General features: G+C 57.0%; 13 protein-coding genes. 8 read left to right on the top strand and 5 right to left on the bottom strand.

Features of this window, described 5'->3' with window-relative positions; translation table 11 throughout:
* Positions 1-2 precede the first annotated feature (2 nt).
* The gene (locus tag STH12_RS13865) at positions 3-2,093 is read left to right on the top strand and encodes a hypothetical protein (protein WP_126168086.1); all 2,091 of its coding nucleotides are present in this window, start codon (positions 3-5) and stop codon (positions 2,091-2,093) included.
* A 61-nt stretch (positions 2,094-2,154) separates the two neighbouring features.
* Positions 2,155-3,354 (top strand): trans-sulfuration enzyme family protein, encoded by a 1,200-nt coding sequence (locus STH12_RS13860; RefSeq protein ID WP_126168085.1) that lies wholly within the window; start codon positions 2,155-2,157, stop codon positions 3,352-3,354.
* A 142-nt stretch (positions 3,355-3,496) separates the two neighbouring features.
* On the opposite strand, the gene STH12_RS13855 is transcribed toward STH12_RS13860, so the two are convergent.
* The 4 genes from STH12_RS13855 to STH12_RS13840 form a co-directional block, all read right to left on the bottom strand.
* Complete coding sequence (locus STH12_RS13855) at positions 3,497-5,470, bottom strand: glycoside hydrolase family 97 protein (protein WP_164551212.1); 1,974 nt, start codon at positions 5,468-5,470, stop codon at positions 3,497-3,499.
* A 177-nt stretch (positions 5,471-5,647) separates the two neighbouring features.
* A complete protein-coding gene (locus tag STH12_RS13850; RefSeq protein ID WP_126168083.1) occupies positions 5,648-6,406 on the bottom strand; it encodes a heme ABC transporter ATP-binding protein in 759 nt (252 codons plus the stop codon).
* 10 nt (positions 6,407-6,416) lie between these two features.
* A complete protein-coding gene (locus STH12_RS13845) occupies positions 6,417-7,451 on the bottom strand; it encodes a FecCD family ABC transporter permease (protein ID WP_126168082.1) in 1,035 nt (344 codons plus the stop codon).
* 1 nt (position 7,452) lies between these two features.
* Positions 7,453-8,355 (bottom strand): heme/hemin ABC transporter substrate-binding protein, encoded by a 903-nt coding sequence (locus tag STH12_RS13840; protein ID WP_126168081.1) that lies wholly within the window; start codon positions 8,353-8,355, stop codon positions 7,453-7,455.
* 184 nt (positions 8,356-8,539) lie between these two features.
* On the opposite strand from STH12_RS13840, the gene STH12_RS13835 reads away from it, so the two are divergent.
* The 6 genes from STH12_RS13835 (at position 8,540) to STH12_RS13810 (ending at position 17,899) form a co-directional block, all read left to right on the top strand.
* On the top strand, positions 8,540-10,603 hold the full coding sequence (locus tag STH12_RS13835) for a TonB-dependent hemoglobin/transferrin/lactoferrin family receptor (protein ID WP_126168080.1): 2,064 nt from the start codon (positions 8,540-8,542) through the stop codon (positions 10,601-10,603).
* A 7-nt stretch (positions 10,604-10,610) separates the two neighbouring features.
* Positions 10,611-11,129, top strand: a complete 519-nt coding sequence (hutX, locus tag STH12_RS13830; RefSeq protein ID WP_126168079.1) for a heme utilization cystosolic carrier protein HutX — start codon at positions 10,611-10,613, stop codon at positions 11,127-11,129.
* Between the two features lie 2 nt (positions 11,130-11,131).
* The gene (gene hutZ / locus STH12_RS13825) at positions 11,132-11,701 is read left to right on the top strand and encodes a heme utilization protein HutZ (protein WP_418856583.1); all 570 of its coding nucleotides are present in this window, start codon (positions 11,132-11,134) and stop codon (positions 11,699-11,701) included.
* A 121-nt stretch (positions 11,702-11,822) separates the two neighbouring features.
* On the top strand, positions 11,823-13,604 hold the full coding sequence (locus STH12_RS13820) for an ABC transporter transmembrane domain-containing protein (RefSeq protein ID WP_126168077.1): 1,782 nt from the start codon (positions 11,823-11,825) through the stop codon (positions 13,602-13,604).
* A 455-nt stretch (positions 13,605-14,059) separates the two neighbouring features.
* Positions 14,060-16,450, top strand: a complete 2,391-nt coding sequence (locus STH12_RS13815) for a TonB-dependent receptor domain-containing protein (protein WP_126168076.1) — start codon at positions 14,060-14,062, stop codon at positions 16,448-16,450.
* Positions 16,451-16,612: 162 nt separating this feature from the next.
* On the top strand, positions 16,613-17,899 hold the full coding sequence (locus tag STH12_RS13810) for an acetyl-CoA hydrolase/transferase family protein (RefSeq protein WP_126168075.1): 1,287 nt from the start codon (positions 16,613-16,615) through the stop codon (positions 17,897-17,899).
* 75 nt (positions 17,900-17,974) lie between these two features.
* On the opposite strand, the gene STH12_RS13805 is transcribed toward STH12_RS13810, so the two are convergent.
* On the bottom strand, positions 17,975-19,585 hold the full coding sequence (locus tag STH12_RS13805; protein WP_126168074.1) for an AMP-binding protein: 1,611 nt from the start codon (positions 19,583-19,585) through the stop codon (positions 17,975-17,977).
* Positions 19,586-19,686: the final 101 nt, after the last annotated feature.

Raw genomic sequence — 19,686 nt, 5'->3', positions numbered from 1 at the left:
CCATGCGCCGCTCCCTTGCATTGGCATTGTGCTGCCTTTTATCCCCGCTGCTCACCCCTGCCCAGGCTCAAACGCGGCCGCAGGTCAAGCCCGTCGCTGTACCAGAGCTCCCCACGCCCCAAGACCGCTGGCAGATTAATGATTCGGGTATTGAGTGGCAGGTGGCAGATGCCCATGAAGATCATCTGGAGATGGCTGGCGAGCAGCTTGCGGCCATTATCCGCTATGGTGCGGCGGCGGATGGCTCGCTTATCTTGTCGCGCAAACTGGTGTGGCCCATGCTGCGCACCCTTCCCAACGACACCCACGCCAGCCTTATCCGCGATTTCGATGCCATGCCTGAGGTGCGCGTTGGCGATAAGCTACAGATATTCAAGCTGCGTAAGGTCGCTTTTAATGGCGCCCTGATCCTGGAGGCTGAGGCGCTGGAAACCGAAGCGCTTGAAGCCAAGAAAGGCGGCGGGTTGCAGCTGTCTGTCTCTATGGCACCGGACGTCACAGAGGCGAGTTTTTACGAGCAGTACCAGCTTAAAAACCGTGGTGACAAGGCTATCTCTTTGTCGGTAAATCTACCCTCGCAGCAGGAGCAAACCAAGGCCGCCGAAGGCGTGTATGGCAGCTACATACTCACCCTCGAGGGCGCCTTTGACCCGGCGGCCAAGGCTAATGGCGGGCAGCCGCTTACCCTCACTCTCGCCCCAGGTGAGGCCGTGACCTTTGCGCTGCGCTTCAGTGGCCGCGCCGAGCAGGAGCCGGGATTTGCCGGGCTCAATGTCGATATGGCAACCGATGCCCTGAAAAAACGCGCCGCCAAAGTGGCTGAGTTTAATCGCAATCTGGTGTTGGAGACGCCGGATCCTGTGATAAACCAGATGTTTGCCTTTGCCAAATTGCGGGCGACCGAAAGCATTTTTCGCACCCGTGGTGGGCTGATGCACGGCCCAGGCGGCAGCCGCTACTACGCCGCTATCTGGGCCAACGATCAGGCCGAATATGTAAACCCCTTCTTTCCGTTTTTGGGCGATGCCAACGGCAATCACTCCGCCATGAACAGTTTCCGGCACTTCGCCCGTTTTATGAATCCTGACTACCGCCCACTGCCCTCATCCATCATCGCCGAAGGTAAGGATATCTGGGCTGGCGTGGGGGACAGGGGCGACTGCGCCATGGTGGCCTATGGTGCCGGCCGTTATGCGCTGGCCCGTGGCAGCGTGGCCGAGGCGAAAGAGCTATTACCTCTGATTGACTGGTGCCTTGAGTACAACCGTCGCCAGAAGACGCCCGAGGGAGTTATCGCATCCGACACCGATGAGCTCGAAGGCCGTTTCCCGGCGGGCAAGGTGAACCTCAGCACCAATATGCTCGGCTTCGCTGCGCTTAAATCGGCAGCGAATCTCTACCGCTCGCTGGGGCAGGAAGATACCGCCAAAGGGCTGGATGCTGAGGCGGCTACGCTGCGCCTTGCCATTGACAGCTACTTTGCTGCTACGGTGGAAGGCTTTGATACCTATCAATATTACGATGGCAACGACAAGCTGCGCGCCTGGATTGCGCTGCCGCTGGTGATGGGGTTTGATGAGCGCAAGCCTGGCACTCTGGCTGCGCTCTTGTCAGACAAGCTTTGGAACGAGAACGGCATCTACACCGAGTCCGGCGACAAGACCTTCTGGGACAGGGCAACCCTGTATGCGTTTCGCGGCATTTTCGCCGCCGGTGAAACCGATACTGCCATGGCCTATTTCAAATATTACAGCCAGCGGCGTTTGCTCGGTGAGCACGTGCCCTACGCTGTGGAGGCCTGGCCCGAGGGTGGCCAGCGCCATCTGTCAGCCGAATCAGGGCTTTATGCGCGGGTCGTGACCGAGGGGCTGTTTGCCATCGAGCCCACCGGCTTTAAATCCATGACCCTGGCTCCCCGTCTGCCGCAAAGCTGGGATAAGATGTGTTTGCGCCATATTCGCGCCTTTGATGATGACTTTGATATCTGCACCGAGCGCAAGGGCGATGGGCAGCAAATCCGGCTTATTAAAAATGGGGCAGAGCTGATGAGTCAGTATTGGGATGGCAAAGCGCCGCTGCCAATGTCGCTCTAAGCCTTGCCTTGGGCCGGGTTTATCAGACCTGCATAACCCCGGCCTTTTTCAGGAATACACAATGAAGGACTCTGCAACAGACCCGCTGGGGCTTGCCACCGCCCTGTGCCATGACGATGCCATTGCCAGCGAAACCTTTGGCGCCGTGGTGCCGCCCATCTATCAAAACTCGCTGTTCACCTTTGCCAGTTGGCAGGCTATCGACAGCGCCTTCGATGACAAGATAAATAACGCCATCTACACCCGTGGTCATAACCCAACCGTGGTGCAGGCCGAGCAAAAACTGGCCCAGCTCGCGGGCGCCGACAAGGCCAAGCTGTTTGGCTCTGGCATGGCCGCGATTGCCGCAGGCATACTGCATTTTGTTCGCCCCGGCTGCCATATCATTTGCGTGCGTAACGCCTATGGCCCCTCGGTGCGCTTGCTGGATGATTACCTTAACAGCCGCATTGGGCTTGAGGTGAGTTTTGTCGGCGGCGAAGTCGATGAGATAGCTGCCGCCATCAGGCCAAACACCACACTGATTTATCTTGAGAGCCCCTCATCCGGGGTGTTCGGCTTGCAGGACATCGCTGCCATCGCTGCCCTTGCGAAGGCGCGGGGCTTAGCCAGCATGATAGACAACACCTGGGCTACCCCTGTGTATCAAAAGCCGCTGGCCATGGGGGTGGATTTGGAGGTGCACTCCTGCTCCAAATACCTTGGCGGCCACAGCGATATCGTCAGCGGTGTGCTCATGGGCAGCGCCAGAATAATCGATGCCATTATCGCCAACGAGTTTGAGCTTTTGGGGGCCAAGATGGCGCCGATGGAGGCCTGGTTTTTACTGAGAAGCCTGCGCACCCTGCCGCTGCGGCTTGAGCGCCATCAGGCCTCGGCGCTGAAGCTGGCCAAGTATCTTGAGTCCCACCCCAAGGTGGCGTCGGTGAGTTACCCCGGGCTTGAGTCGCACCCGCAACATGCGCTCGCAAGGCAGCAGATGCGCGGCTTTACCGGCCTGATGGCGTTTCGGCTCGCATCGACCGACCTTGATGCCATCAAGGGCTTTGTGAATGGGCTTAAACTGTTTCGCATCGGGGTCAGTTGGGGTGGCCACGAGAGCCTGATCTTTGCCCCGGCCATCAGCTATTTGAAAGAGATGACTCCGGCGCAATTCGAGCCCATGGGGTTGTCATTGGGGGATATGCGCATTTCAGTTGGGCTGGAGGACAGTGAAGATCTGATAGCCGACCTGGAGCAAGCCCTTGCGTACCTGGCGTAAGTGCATATCCGGAGCAAGTGCATACCTGGCGCAAGTACATGCCTGACGTAAGTACGAAGCTGGAATTGAAAAGGGAGCCAACGGCTCCCTTTTCTTTTGGTTCCTTTTTCTTTTGGCTCTCTTTTCTCTAGGCAACTGCCGATTACAGCGGCGTCAGTATGGCCGCAAATCCGCCGCCGCCCACCATGGGAATGGTAAGGGGGGCGCCGCTGTCTATCACTGACTCGCTGAAGCGATAGTCTTCGGCGTGGCGGCTTGCGTTCACCCCATCCTGCATCAGACTCAGGCGGTATTTGCCTGCTGGCAAAAAATCGAGGCTCGCTTCGAGGGTGCGCGGCTGCTCATTGGTCATGGCGCCTATATACCAGCTGTCACCACTGCGCCGCGCCAGCATCAGGTATTCACCTATGGATGCGTGCAGCACCCGGTACTCATCCCACACAGTGGGAATGCGGCTGATAAAGGCCGGAATGTCAGGTTCGGCCAGGTAGCTTGAGGGGGTATCGGCCAGCATTTGCAGCGGGCTTTCGTACAGCACATACATGGCGAGCTGATGGGCACGGGTGCCAAGGCTCATGGGGCGTGAAAACACGCTGTTGAAGTTTTTAAGGTGGGCGTTACGCATGGCGCCCGGGGTGTAATCCATGGGGCCGGCAATCATGCGGATAAAGGGCAGGTGCAGGTTATGGGTTGGGGTGATCACGTTGGACCATTTGTGGTTTTCAAGCCCCTTTACCCCTTCGCGGGTCATCACGTTGGGGTAGGTACGATGAATACCGGCTGGTTTGTATGAGCCGTGGAAGTTCACCATCAACTGGTACCTGGCGGCCATGGCGGCGGCGCGCCAGTAAAAATTAACCATCGACTGGCTGTCGCTGTTCATAAAGTCGATTTTAAGGCCGGTGATGCCCCAGTCGCGATAGCGTTTCATCGCTTTTTCCATCTGCTTGTCGAGCCCGCTCCAGGGCACCCACAGCTGCACGTCTACGCCCTTGGCTTTGCCGTGGCGGATGATTTCCTGCATGTCGATGCCGGGCAGTACGGTGAGCACATCTTCGTGGGTCGACCAGCCATCGTCGATGAGAATGTTCTCAATGCCAAACTTGGCCGCAAAATCAATGTAGTACTTGTAGGTTTGGGTGTTGATGCCAGCGTCGAAATCCACGCCTTTGAGGTTATTTTCGTTGTACCAGTCCCAGGCGATTTTGCCGGGCTTAATCCAGTCTGGCTTGTCGATGCGGGAGGGCTCGGACAGCAGATAACTCAGCTGATTGTCCATCAGCGCAGCGTCGCTGCGGGCAAGGCCGAGAATGCGCCAGGGGAAGCTTCGCGGCCCATCAATTGTGGCGATGCGGCTAAGCTCCTTGCCGTCTTTATCCAAATCCTGAGGGTGCACGCCATACAGGCCTCCCTTGCCATCACCCTTAATCCACAGGCCGGGGTAGTTTTGCAGGTCGGTTTCTGTCAGCAGCACATTGATGCCGTTTGCCACCACCAAGGTTGGTAGGCTGCCAAGCTCATCACCATCGATGGCCTTGACCGCCACCGGGGTAAAGCTGGGTTGGGTGGCGGTGCGAAAGTGCTTTTCGTAGGGGAAATAGGCAAAGCTGCCTGAGGCAAACTGAAACTCGCTCTGCTCGCTGGCAAGCTCGCGCTTGCCCTTAAGATGGGAGACAAAGCGGTAGGCAATGCCTTGATTGAAGGCTCTTAACTCCAGGTCGAACCCCTGGGTGAACTCCAGCGTCAGGCTATTGTATTGATTGGGAATACTGGCGCTTCGCACTGCCACTTCCGGCCGGATAATCTCATCTTTGCTGCCGCGATGCTGCCCTTTAAGCTCGGCGTCTGGCCCGAAAGCGCGTCCGTCGCTAAAACTCATGGCGATAGTGGAGGGCAGCAGCACCTTGGTGCCATCGATACTGGCGCTGAGCGCGAGCTGCTGACCATAACTCAGGGTGGCCTGAATGCTGCCATCGGGGGAATTCAGTGACATCTCAGCGATCTCTGATTCGGCTTTGCCAGTAAGGCTGTTTGCCGAAAAGGCAGGTGCGCTCAGCACCAGCGCAGCCAGGCTGGTGAGCATCAGCGATCGGGCTGATACAAATAAAGGTTCCATTATGTGGCTTTCTCCTTGAAATGGGGGAATGGCCACAAAGCGTGGCCGGATGAAAGCCATTGAATCAGGAGCGTAGAAGCCTATCCCTTGGTTTTGATGCTATTGCTTCCCGGTTTCTAAGCAGGCTGCCTATCAGGAAACAACGCAGCGGCTAAGCTGGGCCAAAGCAGCAGCGGGTCAGAACAGCAGCGTTCGGCCATCCTCCGCCACAAAGCGGCTCGGCTGATAATGCCACACGGCATGGATATTTTGCGGTGTCAGGCATTCATCCGGACTGCCACTGAGTTTGAGCCTGCCGTTATCGAGAACATGAATACCATCGCAGTATTCGGCGGCAAGGTTCAGGCAGTGCAGCACCACCACCACGATAAAATTGCGTTCGCGGGCAAGGCACCGGGCAAGCTTAAGCACCTTATGCTGGTGGGCGAGATCCAGCGCCGAGGTGGGTTCATCCAGCAGCAGAATGCCCCTGTCGGTTTGACTCAGTTGCAACAGCACCCGTGCCAGTTGCACCCGTTGGCGCTCACCGCCGGAGAGTTTGCCATATTGGCGCTCCTCAAAGCCGTCAAGGCCAACGGCAGCAAGGCTTTGGCTGACGCAGCCTGCAAGCTGCGACTGTGACAGCGACAGTGGATAGGCCCCCATTTCAACCACTTCTGCCACCTGAAACGGAAAGTCCAACTGCGCTTGCTGTGGCAGCACCCCGAGGCGGGTGGCGAGCTCAAGCCTTGGCCACATTGTCAGCGCAATATTATCCAGCGCAATGTCACCGCTGCTTGGGATAAGTTCCCGGCACAGCAGTTTCAGCAGCGTCGACTTGCCCGCGCCATTGGGGCCAAGCAGGCCATACACCTTGCCCGGTTGCAGCGACAGCTTGATATCACTCAGCACCCTTTGATGAGAGGGGCCGAAGCTAAGATTGGAAACCGTCAGCATCTGTTTTCTCCTAACCCAGTCTGTGGCGCTGTTTGAGCAGCAAAAAGATAAAGAACGGTGCTCCCAGCAGCGCCGTGACCAGGCCCACCGGCATTTCGGCGGGGGCCAGCAGGGTGCGGGCTAGAATATCCGCCAGTGCCAGCAGCAGGGCGCCTGCAAGGGCACTTTGCAGCAGCAGTTTTTGATGGCTGGCACCACTTATCATCCGTACCAGATGAGGCACCACCAAACCGATAAAACCTATGATGCCGGTGGCTGCCACCGCTACCCCCACACCAAGGGCGCACAGCATGACCAAACGCCGCTTCAGCTTTTGGGTATCTATGCCAAGGTGCCGTGCTTCACTCTCGCCAAGCAGCAGTGCATCCAGCGCCTTGGCATCACGTCTGAGCAGCCCATAAAGCAGCACCACAGTGACCAGGGTGAGGATGGCATAGTGCCAATTGGCCCCGGAGATGGCGCCCATCTGCCACAGGCTCAAATCCCGCAGTGCGGTATCACTGGCGATGTAATTCAAAAGCCCAATGCCAGCCCCGGCGAGTGCCGCCACTGCTACCCCCGCCAGCAGCAAAAGCACCACCGAGGTGCTGCCCCTGTGGCTGGCGAGTTTGTAGATAAGCACTGTGGTTGCCAGACCAAACATAAAGGCAAAAACAGGCACGCTGATGGCGGGGGCTGTGGGCAGGAGCACCAGACAAATGGCGGCGCCCAGCGCAGCGCCGGAGGAGACGCCGATGATCCCCGGATCGGCCAGCGGATTGCGAAACAGCCCCTGCATCACGGCGCCGCACATGGCGAGGATGGCGCCCGTTGCCATGGCAAGCAGGGTGCGTGGCAGCCGCACATTTTCGATAATCAGCCGCTCGTGGGGCGCAAGGCTGGCAAGCTCGAATGGCAGCAAGGTATCCAGCAGCCCGCCAAGGGCATGCAGCGGGGCAATCGCCAGTGGACCTGTGCTCAGCGACACCAAACTGCAAAGGCCAAGCAGCCCAAGCAGCAAAGGCACTGTCAGCCGCTTGCGGGTCGAGGTTGGGGCAGAGTGCATATCAATCTTTCCGTACAAAATGGGCTTGCAGCGCTTCGGCCGCATCGATGGCGCCAAGCCCCACACCGCCAATCAGGGCGGCGGCGCTCAGCACCTGGATTGCCCCTTTCTCACCGGCTGGCGTATGGGCGAGCAGCGGAATTTCTTCAAGCAGGGTGGCTGCGGAAATCTCTGCCTCGCCGCGGCTGGCCACCAGAATAAGCTCTGGCGCCATCATCAGCAGGCCTTCGGCCGATACATCCCGGTAGCCTTCAAAGTCAGCGATATTGTTCACACCGGCGAGCTTTATGATGCTGTCGGCGGCGGTACCTTTGCCGCCTACCCGGGCCGGACGGCCTGATTGCAGCAGCACAAACAAAACCCGACCATTCACCTGGGTGTTACTCAGCGCATTGAGGCGATCTTCAACCCCTTTACTGAGCGCATTGGCCTGCTCCGCTTTACCCAGCTTTTCGCCAAGGGCCTGAATGTTGGCTACCAGAGTGTTGGCGTCGGTGGCTGTGGGCAGCACCATCACCTCAAGCCCTGCGCTTTGCACTGTATCCAGGGTGCTTTTGGGGCCCATGGCTTCGGAGCCAATCAGCACAGAGGCGCCCAGAGAGAGCAAACCTTCGCTGCCAAGCTGGCGGTGATAGCCGACTCTTGGCAAGGCGTTCAGGCTGGCGGGCACAGTGCTGGTAACATCCACAGCGGCGAGCAGTCCGGCGCCATCCAACGCCAGAATAAGCTCAGTCACACCGGCCCCGGCGCTGATGATCCGCTGGGCGCTGGCCGGGGTTTCGGTTGCTGCTGTATCAGGGCTGACAAAGCCTGTTCTGACAGTATCAGCGGCATGTGCCGGGATGGTCAGGGGGGCAAACAGGGCAAGCAGTGGCAAGCAATATGTGGCAGTAAAACGTCTCATAGGGGCTCCGGCGTGATGCGACAAAGGATTGATCTTGATCAATATAAACGACAATGCAAATGATAATAATTATTATTTGATCTAAAGTGAATACTCAGATATTGTGCTTGCGATAAAAAATTGCCAGCAGCCACCCGGATAGAAGCCCGTGGCCACCTGGCATCGATTACGCGGAGTAAACAGCATGCACAAATCCTCTCTGGCGTTGGCGGTTCTTGCCGCGCTGACAACCTCCACCGCCAATGCAGAGCAAGGCCAAGCCTCTGCTTCTGAACAAAAAGCCGTTGCCGAATTGCCGCTGCATGTGGTGCAGGCCACCCGCAGCGAGGTACCGGTTGAGCTGACCGGGCGGCATATTTCAGTGATAGAAACCGAGGCTCTGCAACAGCAGCAGGCGGCGTCTGTGGCCCAGACGCTGGTCGGTGAGGCCAACGTCGAAATCAGTAATGGTCCACGAGCCAGCAGCCAGGGCGTGGCTATTCGGGGCCTTTCCGGCAGCCGGGTGCTGCAAACCATTGATGGTGCGCGCCAGAATGTCTCGGCCGGTCACAGAGGCAGCTTCTTTATCGATCCTGAGCTGTTGTCATCGATTGAAGTAGTGCGCGGCGCAGCTTCCAGCCTTTGGGGTAGCGGTGCCATCGGCGGCGTGGTGGCCATGAACACCAAGTCGGTGGCCGAGCTTTTGGATGAAGGCGACAACTTTGGCGGTTACCTTAAGCAAGGCTTTGAAACCAATGGCGATGCCATGCGCTCATCGGCTGGCCTGTACGGCCGTGGCGGCGCCGTAGACTGGCTGCTCGGCGGCAGTTACCGCGACAGTGATGATATCGAGATTGGCGGTGGCGAAGCCCTGGCTCACAGCGCATCGCGCAGCAAAAATGGCCTGGCACGGCTTGGCTGGAGTATTTCAGACAGTCAGCGCCTGGAGCTGATCGCCCGCATGAGCGACATTAATGAGCTAGTGCCGAGCAATCCGGCCGCCGCCGAGAGCCGTTCGGTGCCGCTGGTGCAGCGAAACACCGAAGACAGCAGCGTGAATCTTAAATACCGCCTGGCGCCGCAAAACAACGACTGGCTGAATTTGACCGCCCAGCTGTATCAAAACCAGAGTCAATATCAGGAGCACAGGGTCAGCCGCAATCAGTTTGATGATACCGACTACGACACCCTGGGCTTTAGCCTGCTTAACCAGAGCGAGCTTGGAAAGCTTACCTTGCTGCTGGGCGCCGATGGTTACCGCGACCAAATGCAAACCCTGAGGGATGACAGCGGTCAAAGCGGCCAGCGCCCCGGCAATATCGACGGCGAGACCAAGGTATTTGGACTGTTTTCATCCGCCAGTTACGCCTTCACCGAGCGCTGGATTGTGGAAGCAGGGCTGAGATACGACAGCTTCGATAACAAGAGCATCAACCTCGACCGCGCCACCTCGGACGATGCCTTAAGCCCGAGCCTGGGGCTGGTATGGCAAGCCGAAGACTGGCTTACCCTGAGCGCCCGTTACGATGAGGCGTTCCGCGCCCCCAGCGTGGAGGAAATGTACTCCAGCGGCAGCCATTATTGCATTCCGCCTATTCCGGGCTTTCTACCCCAGGGGCTATGTAACCAGTTCCAGATTAACGAAAATCTGCGTCCAGAGCAGGCCAAAAACAAAGAGCTGAAGGCCGATTTGAATTTCAGCAACCTTGCCGGCGACGATGAGCTGCACTTAAGCGCCACCATGTTTCGCAACGATATCGACGACTTTATTGTGCAGCAGGTAACTGACCCCTTGATGGGCATTCCGGGGCTTGAGCAATACACCCGCTGGGACAATGTGGGTGAAGCCAGACTCAGCGGATTTGAGTTTGAAGGCAGCTACCGTTACGGCGATACCCTGTTTGGTTTCAGCTACGGCGAGACCCGCGGCAAAGACAAGCTCGATGGCAGCTACATCGAGGGCATGCCTGCCAACAAACTCAAGCTGGATTTGTCCCGCGCCATCATGGATGGCGATATGAAACTCGGCACCCGCTATCTGTACGTGGCAACCCAAAACGAGGTTCCGGCCGGGCATAGCGTGCCGGGTTACGAGGACTATGCCCTGTGGGATCTGTACCTGAGCTGGCAGCCGCAATCCGGCAGCCTCACAGGCACCCGGGTCGACTTTGCCATTGAAAACGTAGGCGATGAAATGTATCGCCGAGCCTGGCAAACCCTGTATGAGCCCGGCCGCAATATCAAGCTGAGTCTGGCTTACAGCTTCTGAGGTGGCGATGAAATCGAATCACAATCCCGCTATCGCGGCACTGTTCAGTGAAAACCCTGCCATCGGCTTTGCTGATGCGGCGCGCCAGCTGAATATCAGCGAGCTTGAGGTGGTGAGCGCCATGGCTGAAACCTTGGTGGCCTGGTATCCACCGGCCAAGGGCATAGAAGCGCTGCTGAGCGAGCTTGCCAGCTGGGGCCCCATGACCGCCATCATTCAGGTGGCTGGCAATGTATTTGAATTTAAAGGGCCTTTTCCCATAGGTAAGCCGGGCCACGGCTACTACAACCTTATCCAGAAAGGCGAAGGGTTGGAGGGGCATATCAAGCCGGACAGTTTCGCTGCGGTGGCGCTTATCAGCCGCCCTCTGCGTGGACGCGACAGTCATCACTTTTGTTTTTTCGCCGCCGACGGCAGCGTGATTTTCAAGCTGTATTTGGGGCGGGATAAAACCGGGGAGCTGCTGGCCGGGCAGGTGGATAAATTTCTGTCGCTGCGAAGCTTACTGGCAGCCGAGGAGGAATAATCATGGATCACACCCAAAAAGATGAGCGTTTAAGAGAGCGGCTGCTGCCGGAAATCGATGCCTTCAAACACAGTCGTCAAACGCTGCAGTTGGCGACCCGGGACAGCGACGGCATCCCCAATGCCAGCTACTCGCCCTTTGCCCTGACCGAGGCGGGCTTTTACATTCTGGTGAGTGATATCGCTCGCCATGGCAAGAACCTTAAAGACAGCAGCCAGGTTTCGGTGATGCTGCTGGAAGATGAGTCGGAGGCAAAAACCGTATTTGCCCGCCGCCGTCTGACCTTCGATGTCACCGCCGAGGCAATCGCGCGTGACAGCGCCGAGTTTGAGGCGGGTGTGAATGCCCTGGCGCAGCGCTTCGGCGATATGCCAAAAGGGCTGGCTCAGCTTGCCGACTTTAACCTGTACCGCTTAACCCCCAAGCAAGGGCTGTACGTGAAAGGCTTTGGTCAGGCCTTTGCCTTGAGCGGCAGCGAGCTGTTGGATATTCAGTGGCAAAAGGATGGCCACAGGGGCGATAGCAGCAAGCTGGAAAGCTCGGTTTCGGCCGCAGCACCTGCCAGACCCTGAAGCGGGAACTGTATGATAGATGCAACCTTGGCTGTCTTGAAAAAGCGGCCAAGGTTGTTTTTTATCCGCATCGCCCACATATTGATTTGCAAGCCCTTCTCACTTCCCGCTGGAGTCCCCATTGCCGGATGCATCCGCTCCTGTCTCGTCAACCGTCACTATACCGTCCGGCAATGTCGTTGCTTGGATTGGCGGTTTTTTACGCCCCTATAAACTCAGGGTTATCATCGCCCTTGTGTGCCTGCTGATTGGCTCGCTGGCCTGGCTTGCGCTGGGGCAGGGGGTAAAACTCATTGTGGATGAAGGCTTTGTGGCAGGGAACGTCGACAGGCTCAATCAGCTGGTTTGGGTGCTCATCGGCATCGCCGCCATCAGCTCCAGTGCTGTATTTTGCCGTTTTTATCTGATGAGCTGGCTTGGCGAGCGGGTGAGTAATGATATCCGCGCCCGGGTGTACGATAACCTGTTGACCCTGCCTCCGGCCTTTTACGCCAAGCTGCGTACCGGCGAAGTGATTTCCCGCTTTACCGCTGATTCCACCTTGCTGCAAACCGTGATTGGCTCCAGCTTCTCCATGGCACTTCGCTCTTTTGTGTCTGTTCTTGGTGGCATTTTGATGATGGCCATTACCAGCCTTAAACTCACGGCGCTGGTGCTGGTGGCCGTGCCTGCAGTCTTGGTGCCTATTCTGATTTTTGGTCGTAAGGTGCGGGCACTTTCCCGCGACAGCCAGGACAGGGTGGCCGATCTCGGAGCCTATATCGATGAGAGCCTGCATGAAATCCACACAGTGCAGTCTTACACCCACGAACAGGTGGACAGAGACAAGTTCGGCGGCTTGCTTACCAAGGTGCTTGGCAGCGCTGGCAGACGGATTCAGTTTCGGGCGCTGCTTATCGCCGGAGTGATGTTTTTAACCATAGCCGCCATCGCCCTGATGATTTGGGTCGGCGCAAGGGATGTGATGAGCGGCGCCATCAGCGCCGGTGAGCTGTCGGCGTTTTTGTTTTATGCCCTCTTGGTGGCGGGTGCTACTGCGACCATCAGCGAAGTGATTGGCGATGTGCAGCGGGCCAGCGGCGCCGCCGAGCGTTTAAAAGAACTGAGTGAAGCGCTGAGTGATATTCCTGCTGCCGCCAACCCCATGAAGCTTCCCAATAATCTTGCCGGCGATATCCGCATCGAGGGGCTGAGTTTCAGCTACCCCGGCACTGACATCAGAGCCCTGGATAATATTTCGGTGCATATCCGACCCGGTGAGAAGGTGGCGCTGGTGGGGGAAAGCGGCGCCGGTAAAAGCACCTTGTTTCAACTGCTTGGGCGCTTTTATGCCCCGGACAGCGGCGCGATTTACCTTGATAACACCGACATCGCCCTGACCGATTTACAATCCTTGCGCCGTGCCTTTGCGCTGGTGCCCCAGGAGTCGGTGATTTTTGCCGATTCAGTGCTGGAGAACGTGCGCTACGGCAAGGTGGATGCAAGCCTCGATGAGGTCAAGGCTGCCTGTGTGGCCGCCCGCGCCCACGAGTTTATCGAGGCCATGCCCGAGGGTTACCACAGCTATCTTGGCGAGCGCGGAGTAAAACTCTCCGGCGGCCAAAAGCAGCGTATCGCCATCGCCCGGGCGATACTCGCAAGCCGCCCGGTATTACTGCTGGATGAAGCCACCAGTGCCCTCGATGCAGTCAGCGAGCGCTATGTGAAAGAAGCACTGGATAGCCTCATTTCCGGCCGCACCAGCCTTATCATCGCCCACCGCCTCGCCACTGTAATCAACGCCGACCGTATTCTGGTGATGGACAAGGGCAAAATCATTGCCGAAGGCAGCCACACCGAGCTTTTGGAAACCAGCCCGCAATACCGCGAATTTGCCAGCCTGCAGCTGCTTAACGAGAGCTGAGGCGGTTTGGCGCGGCCTTGGCCGAGAAAGCTGAGCTTGAACCGAGCAAGCTGAGCATGAGCCGAGCGAGCTCTGCCTGTCTCGAGAAAGCAGAACCGAGCAAGCTGGCAGCTTCGCCCTTTTACTTCATCAGCCACCAATGAGCAGCGACTGGCGCTGCTCATTCCTGCGTTTACACGACTCATTCGTTTGCGTTTACACGACTTGGCGGCGCTGTCGCTGAGCGGAAATTTGCTGCCGGCATAAACCGCTATGCCATTGTTTTAAATGGATCTGTTGTTGACTGACTTGCTTGCGCTCTCACTCATGGCATAGCAGGTAGCCGAATTGTCTCATCATTTAAAAATCAGTTGATTAACAAATGAAACGAATCACTTACCTTTGTAAAATGCATTGTCATGCAAATGAGAATCACTATCATCTACGGGCTTATTAGATAACCAACAAGACCGTTTATGGAACCTTCAAGACTCTCACTGACCATCGCCGCCTTGCTCACCAGCACACTTCCCAACGCCGGCTTTGCGGCCGACACTGAAAAACAGCCAAAAGACAAAGACATCGAAGTTATCGTCGTTAACGGCAAACAGCAGCGAAATCTGGCTGAGGCCTATCACACCAAGGGGATTTCCAACGCCGATATCTTTTCGACCAACACCAGCGTTGAAGCCAATAACCTGCGTAACGAAGCCGGCGCGTTGGATATAGGTATCCGCGGCGTGCAGGGTGAGGGCCGGGTGCAGATTTTTATCGACGGCAGTCTGCAATCGACCCATACCAACCGTGGTTACATGGGGACGTCGGACCGAACTTACATAGACACAGATCTGATTAGCCATCTCGATTTGGAAATGGGCCCCAGCAGTCAGGGGTCGGCCTTTGGTGCCGGCGCCATTGGCGGCACAGTGCAAATCCGTACCCTGAGCGCTGCCGATGTGGTCGGTGACGGCAAGCAGTTTGGCGCCCTGGTCAAGCTTAAAACCCACAACAATAATCACATGCCCGACGTCAGCAGCGACTTTCACCAGCAGCAATATTACGAGGTGCATGAAAAGCCCGGCAGCCTGGATTTTTCTGGCGGCGGGGTGATGGTGGCTACCGCTATGCAGCTCGATAAGGTCAATGCGCTGCTTGCCTTCAGTGATAAGCGCATGGGCAATTACTTTGCCGGCAAACACGGCTATGACGCTTTTGTTGAACAGCGAATCGGATGGAATGGCACAGTTATCCGCGATCTGCCGCCGGTCAATCCCGAAGGTGAGGTGGTTAATACCAGTTTTGAGAGCGAGTCCTACCTTGCCAAGCTTGGCATCGATTTTACCAATGAGCATTCCCTTGAAATAAGCAGTCGCCTGCATCAGCAGGAAGCGGGCGAAATGCTGGCCTCCTATTGGCATAAGCAGCGCGCTGGCGATTCCAAATTCTGGTCCACGGTCGATGCAAACGGTAAAACCCAGTGGCACTCAGAGGAAATTCCAGAAGGCGTGGAAACCATGCCCCAGTGGAAACCGGGTACGGCCGATGTGCAAAGTTACAATGTGCTGTACAAGTTCAGCGCCAGCGACAATCCGCTCTGGGATGTGCAGCTAAATCTGTGGCACACCGATGCCGAGCTTGAGCAGTACAACGCCCTTGGCAGTAACCTTGGCCCCAACGCGGGTCAGTATTTTCACCAGTACGATAACAAGCGCCATGGCGTGGGGCTGTTTAACACCTCAAGAATTCAGCTCACCGACACTGTGCCGCTGACCTTGATGTATGGCGCGTCCTGGCAGGATGAAACCCTTTCACCGTTCGACAACTGGCAGGACATCTTCAAACGTCGCCATGCGGCTGCGAATAAAAACCTCAAGCCAACGTCGCGCAATGGCAAGCAGACCAAACGCAGTGTGTTCGCCAATGGTCACCTTGAACTGGCTGACTTGGCGCTGTCGTTAAACCTCAACCACCATGATTCGGTCAATGAGGATTTTCAGATAAGCAATACCCTGGAGTTCGGTCCTAAAACCGACCTGACCCTGGAAGCCGTGTATGAGCTTTTTACTAACACCGCGCTGAAGGCCAAGTACAGCAACGCCTACCGTATGCCAAGCCTCTACGAATCGACCGTATCGAACGAGGTGTTTTCCTATTCGCCGGATTACCCCATCAGCGAAGAAAATATCGAGCTATTTGAAGCCGGTATTGAGAGTGTTTTCACCAAACTTTTGGGCAGCACCGATGAGCTGACGCTCGGGGTAAACTACTTCCACACCCGCATCAACGACATGATAGCCACCGGCTTTTTACCGAGCAAAAAGCCCGGCGCCAACCCTTGGGAGCAGGCTTACACCTTTACCAACTACGATAAATTTGATTTACCGGGGATAGAGGCAGAGCTTGAATACGACAGTGAATGGCTGACTACCCGCGCATCCTACACCTATTACACCGATGTCCGGATGTGCTCGACCCTGGTTGCAGAGGCCGAAGGCGTGGATACCTGCAACGAAACCGGTTTTTCCGGTGGTTTGACGCCGCTGCGTATTCCGCCGAAAAAGAATCTGGTGGTGAGCGTGGGCAAAAAACTGTTTGATGATGCGCTGGAGCTTGGCCTGACCTACAAGGGCCATTCGGCCAAGCGTCATCCGGGGGGCTTTTTGTCGGGCACCGGCGCCAACGCGCTGCAGCGCATTCCATCAAGCTATCAGCTCGATTTTTATGCCGACTATCGCTTCAGCAAAAACTACGCAGTCTATGCTTCGCTCACCAACCTCACCAACAGGTACACAGTGTCGGCAGGCTCAGTGGTGGCCATGCCTGAGCCCGGTCGTACCCTGACATTGGGGCTGGAAGTCAAGCTGTGAGCTACGGCTGAAAGCCAAACTCTGATTAGCCGCCGTTAAGTGCACAGGCTTTGGGGTGGGAGAAAGGGATTTTTCCCACGCCGGCCAAAACATGATCAAGATCGGCATGTGCGCTAAAAAATGCTGCTATAACAGCTAAGTCTGAATCATCAAGGAAGCCCGATGGTACCCAAGTACTGTGCCACTGCTCTTGAGGCGGTGTCGTTAATCGATAATGACGAGTTTATCTGGACCCACTCCATGGGGGCGACCCCGAGACTCTTGCTCGAAGCGCTGGCCGAGCACGCGCTGACCCGTACTAATCTCACACTATTACAACTACATACAGAGCACGCCGAGTGTTTGAGCGGCCCCGAGCTTGAGGGGCATCTGCGCCATCGCTGCTATTTTGGCGGCAGGCCAACCCGGGCGCTGCTGGCCGAGGCCCGAGCCGACTATGTGCCGGTGTTTTTATCTGAAGTGCCCAAGCTGTTTCGCCGCCGCGAGCAGCGCATCGATACTGCCATAGTGCAGGTGTCGCCGCCGGATAAGCACGGCATGTGTTCCTTGGGCATTTCGGTGGAGGCGACCCGCGCAGCCTGCGAGGTGGCGGGTAAAATCATTGCCCATATCAATCCCAGAATGCCCCGCACCCACGGTGACAGCTTTATCCCTCTAAGCCGTTTCGATGCGATTTTTGAAGCGCCGATGGAGCTGCCCGAGCATGCGCTCGCCACGACCGATGGCGTGAGTCAGGCGATTGGCCGCAATGTGGCGGCCTTGGTGCGCGACGGCGATTGTTTGCAAATGGGTATAGGCGGCATTCCCGATGCGGTGCTCGGCTGCCTTGGCAATCACCAGCACCTTGGGGTGCATACCGAGCTTTTTTCCGATGGCATTCTGAGCCTGGTGGAGCGCGGGGTCGTGGACAACAGTCACAAACGTTTTTGCCCCGGCAAGCTGGTAACCGGCTTTGCCCTTGGCAGCCGCCGATTGTACGACTTCGTCGATGACAACCCGCAGGTGGCCTTTCTCGATATCGAGCAGGTGAACGATACTGCGATTATTCGCCGCAACCCACAGGTGATGGCGATTAACTCGGCGCTGCAGGTGGATGTGACCGGTCAGGTGTGCGCCGACTCCATCGGTACCCGCATCTACTCCGGTGTGGGGGGGCAGATGGACTTTATCCGCGGCGCCGGGCTGTCGGAAGGTGGCCGTTCGGTCATTGCCATGCCAAGCACGGCCTGTGGTGGCAAGCTGTCGCGCATCAGTACTGTGCTGTCGCCGGGGGCTGGGGTCGTGACCACCCGAGCCCATGTGCACTACATAGTGACTGAATACGGGGTGGCCTATATGCGCGGCAAGTCGATAAGGGAGCGGGCGCGTTCTCTGATTGATATTGCCCATCCGGATTTTCGTGAGCAGCTTGCGCGCGAAACCCATGAAATGTGGGGCCTGTCGGTTTAGCCTGCCCCTGATGCTGATGAAAAACACCTCGCCAGGCGAGGTGTTTTTGTATTGCGCTTGCGAGGCTGATACTGATTAGTTTCTAAGCGCCCGGCGCAGTATTTTACCTACGGTGCTTTTGGGCAGAGCATCAACAAACTTGATGATTTTCGGCTGCTTATAACCGGCAAGATTGGCCGCACAGTGCGCGGCAATGGCGGCTCTGGCTTCATCCTGGTTGCTATCGCCTTTGAGCACTATTACCGCTTTAACCGCTTCGCCACTGCGCTCATCGGGCACACCAATCACGGCGCACTCCAGCACCATGGCATGGCTTGCCAGCACGTTTTCCACCTCGTTGGGGTACACGTTAAAGCCAGATACCAGCACCATGTCCTTCTTTCTATCGACGATGCGATAGCAGCCATCAGGCTCGGCGATGGCGATATCACCGGTTTTGAAAAAGCCATCCTGTGTGAACACCCGCTCGGTTTCTGCGGCTTGCTGCCAGTAACCGGCCATCACCTGCGGGCCGCGCACAGCAAGCTCACCCGCGTCACCTTGGGTTACCTCTTCATCATTCTCATTCAGGATCTGCACTTCGGTGGCCAGCACCGGCTCGCCAATGGTGCCAAGCCGCTCGTGGCGCGGCCGATTGAGAGTGACCACAGGGGAGGTTTCCGACAGACCATAGCCTTCGCTGATGGTGCAGCCCGTGGTTTGTTGCCACAGGTTTGACGCCGCTTCGGTCAGCGCGGTACCGCCGGAGATGGTGAGTTTAAGCTTGCTGAAATCCAGCGCTTTGAATTCGCTTTGATGACACATGGCCACAAACAGGGTGTTGAGTCCGGCAAAACCGGTGAAGGAATACTGCCCCAGCGTCTTAATCAGCGCCGGAATATCCCTCGGGTTGGGGATAAGCACAGAGCAGCCACCACGCTCAACATAGAGCACCAGATTCACCAAAAACGCATAGATATGGTAGATGGGCAGCGGCGCCACAAAAATATCTTCACCCGGGGTGATGACATCCTGCAGCCGGTCGCGGCATTGCAGCGCATTGGCAATCAGGTTGCCGTGGCTCAGCATGGCGCCCTTTGAAAGCCCTGTGGTGCCGCCTGTGTATTGCAGTGCTGCCAGGGTGCTGTGGTTGGCAGGCATGGGGCTAAAGGGCGTATTGGGCCCAAGATGCTCGGTGCCAAGGGCCAGCGCCTTTAAAAACTCGATGTTTTTAAGGCCGGTTTTAGGTTGGATCTGCGGCGAAATCAGATCCAGCGCATGGGTCGAAATCACCTGTTCGATTGGGGTTTCGGCCACCACCTTCGCCAGGGTTGGCAGCAAGTCCGACAGCACCACCAACACCTTGGCGCCGGCATCTTTGAACTGATGGATAAGCTCCCGCTCGGTATACAGCGGGTTGGTATTCACCAGCACCATACCGGCCTTGAGTGCGCCATAGGCAGCAATCACAAACTGAGTCAGGTTAGGCAGCTGAATGGCGATTCGATCGCCAGGTGTCAGGTTGCAGTGGTGAGTCAGGAAGGCGGCAAACTGATCGGAAAGCACATTGATTTCAGCAAAGCTGTGGCGTTTGCCCAGGCAGGCAAAGGCTGGCTTGTCGGCGTAGCGTGCGCAAGCCTTGGCAAACAGGTCTGTCAGTGAGGCGTATTCCGCTATATCCAACCCTGGATGGTGATTCTGGCTCATGTGGTTCCTCACTGAAATTCTGTCTTTGGGTATGCCAGCTTAGGGGGCTTGGAGGTGGCTGGTCAATCCCTGTTCGTTTCTTGCGCTTAAAATGCTTATTT

The sequence above is a fragment of the Shewanella khirikhana genome, assembly GCF_003957745.1.
Classification (GTDB): Bacteria; Pseudomonadota; Gammaproteobacteria; order Enterobacterales; family Shewanellaceae; genus Shewanella; species Shewanella khirikhana.
Note: the sequence above shows the minus strand (reverse complement) of the source record. Positions and strands in the feature narration are given on the sequence as shown.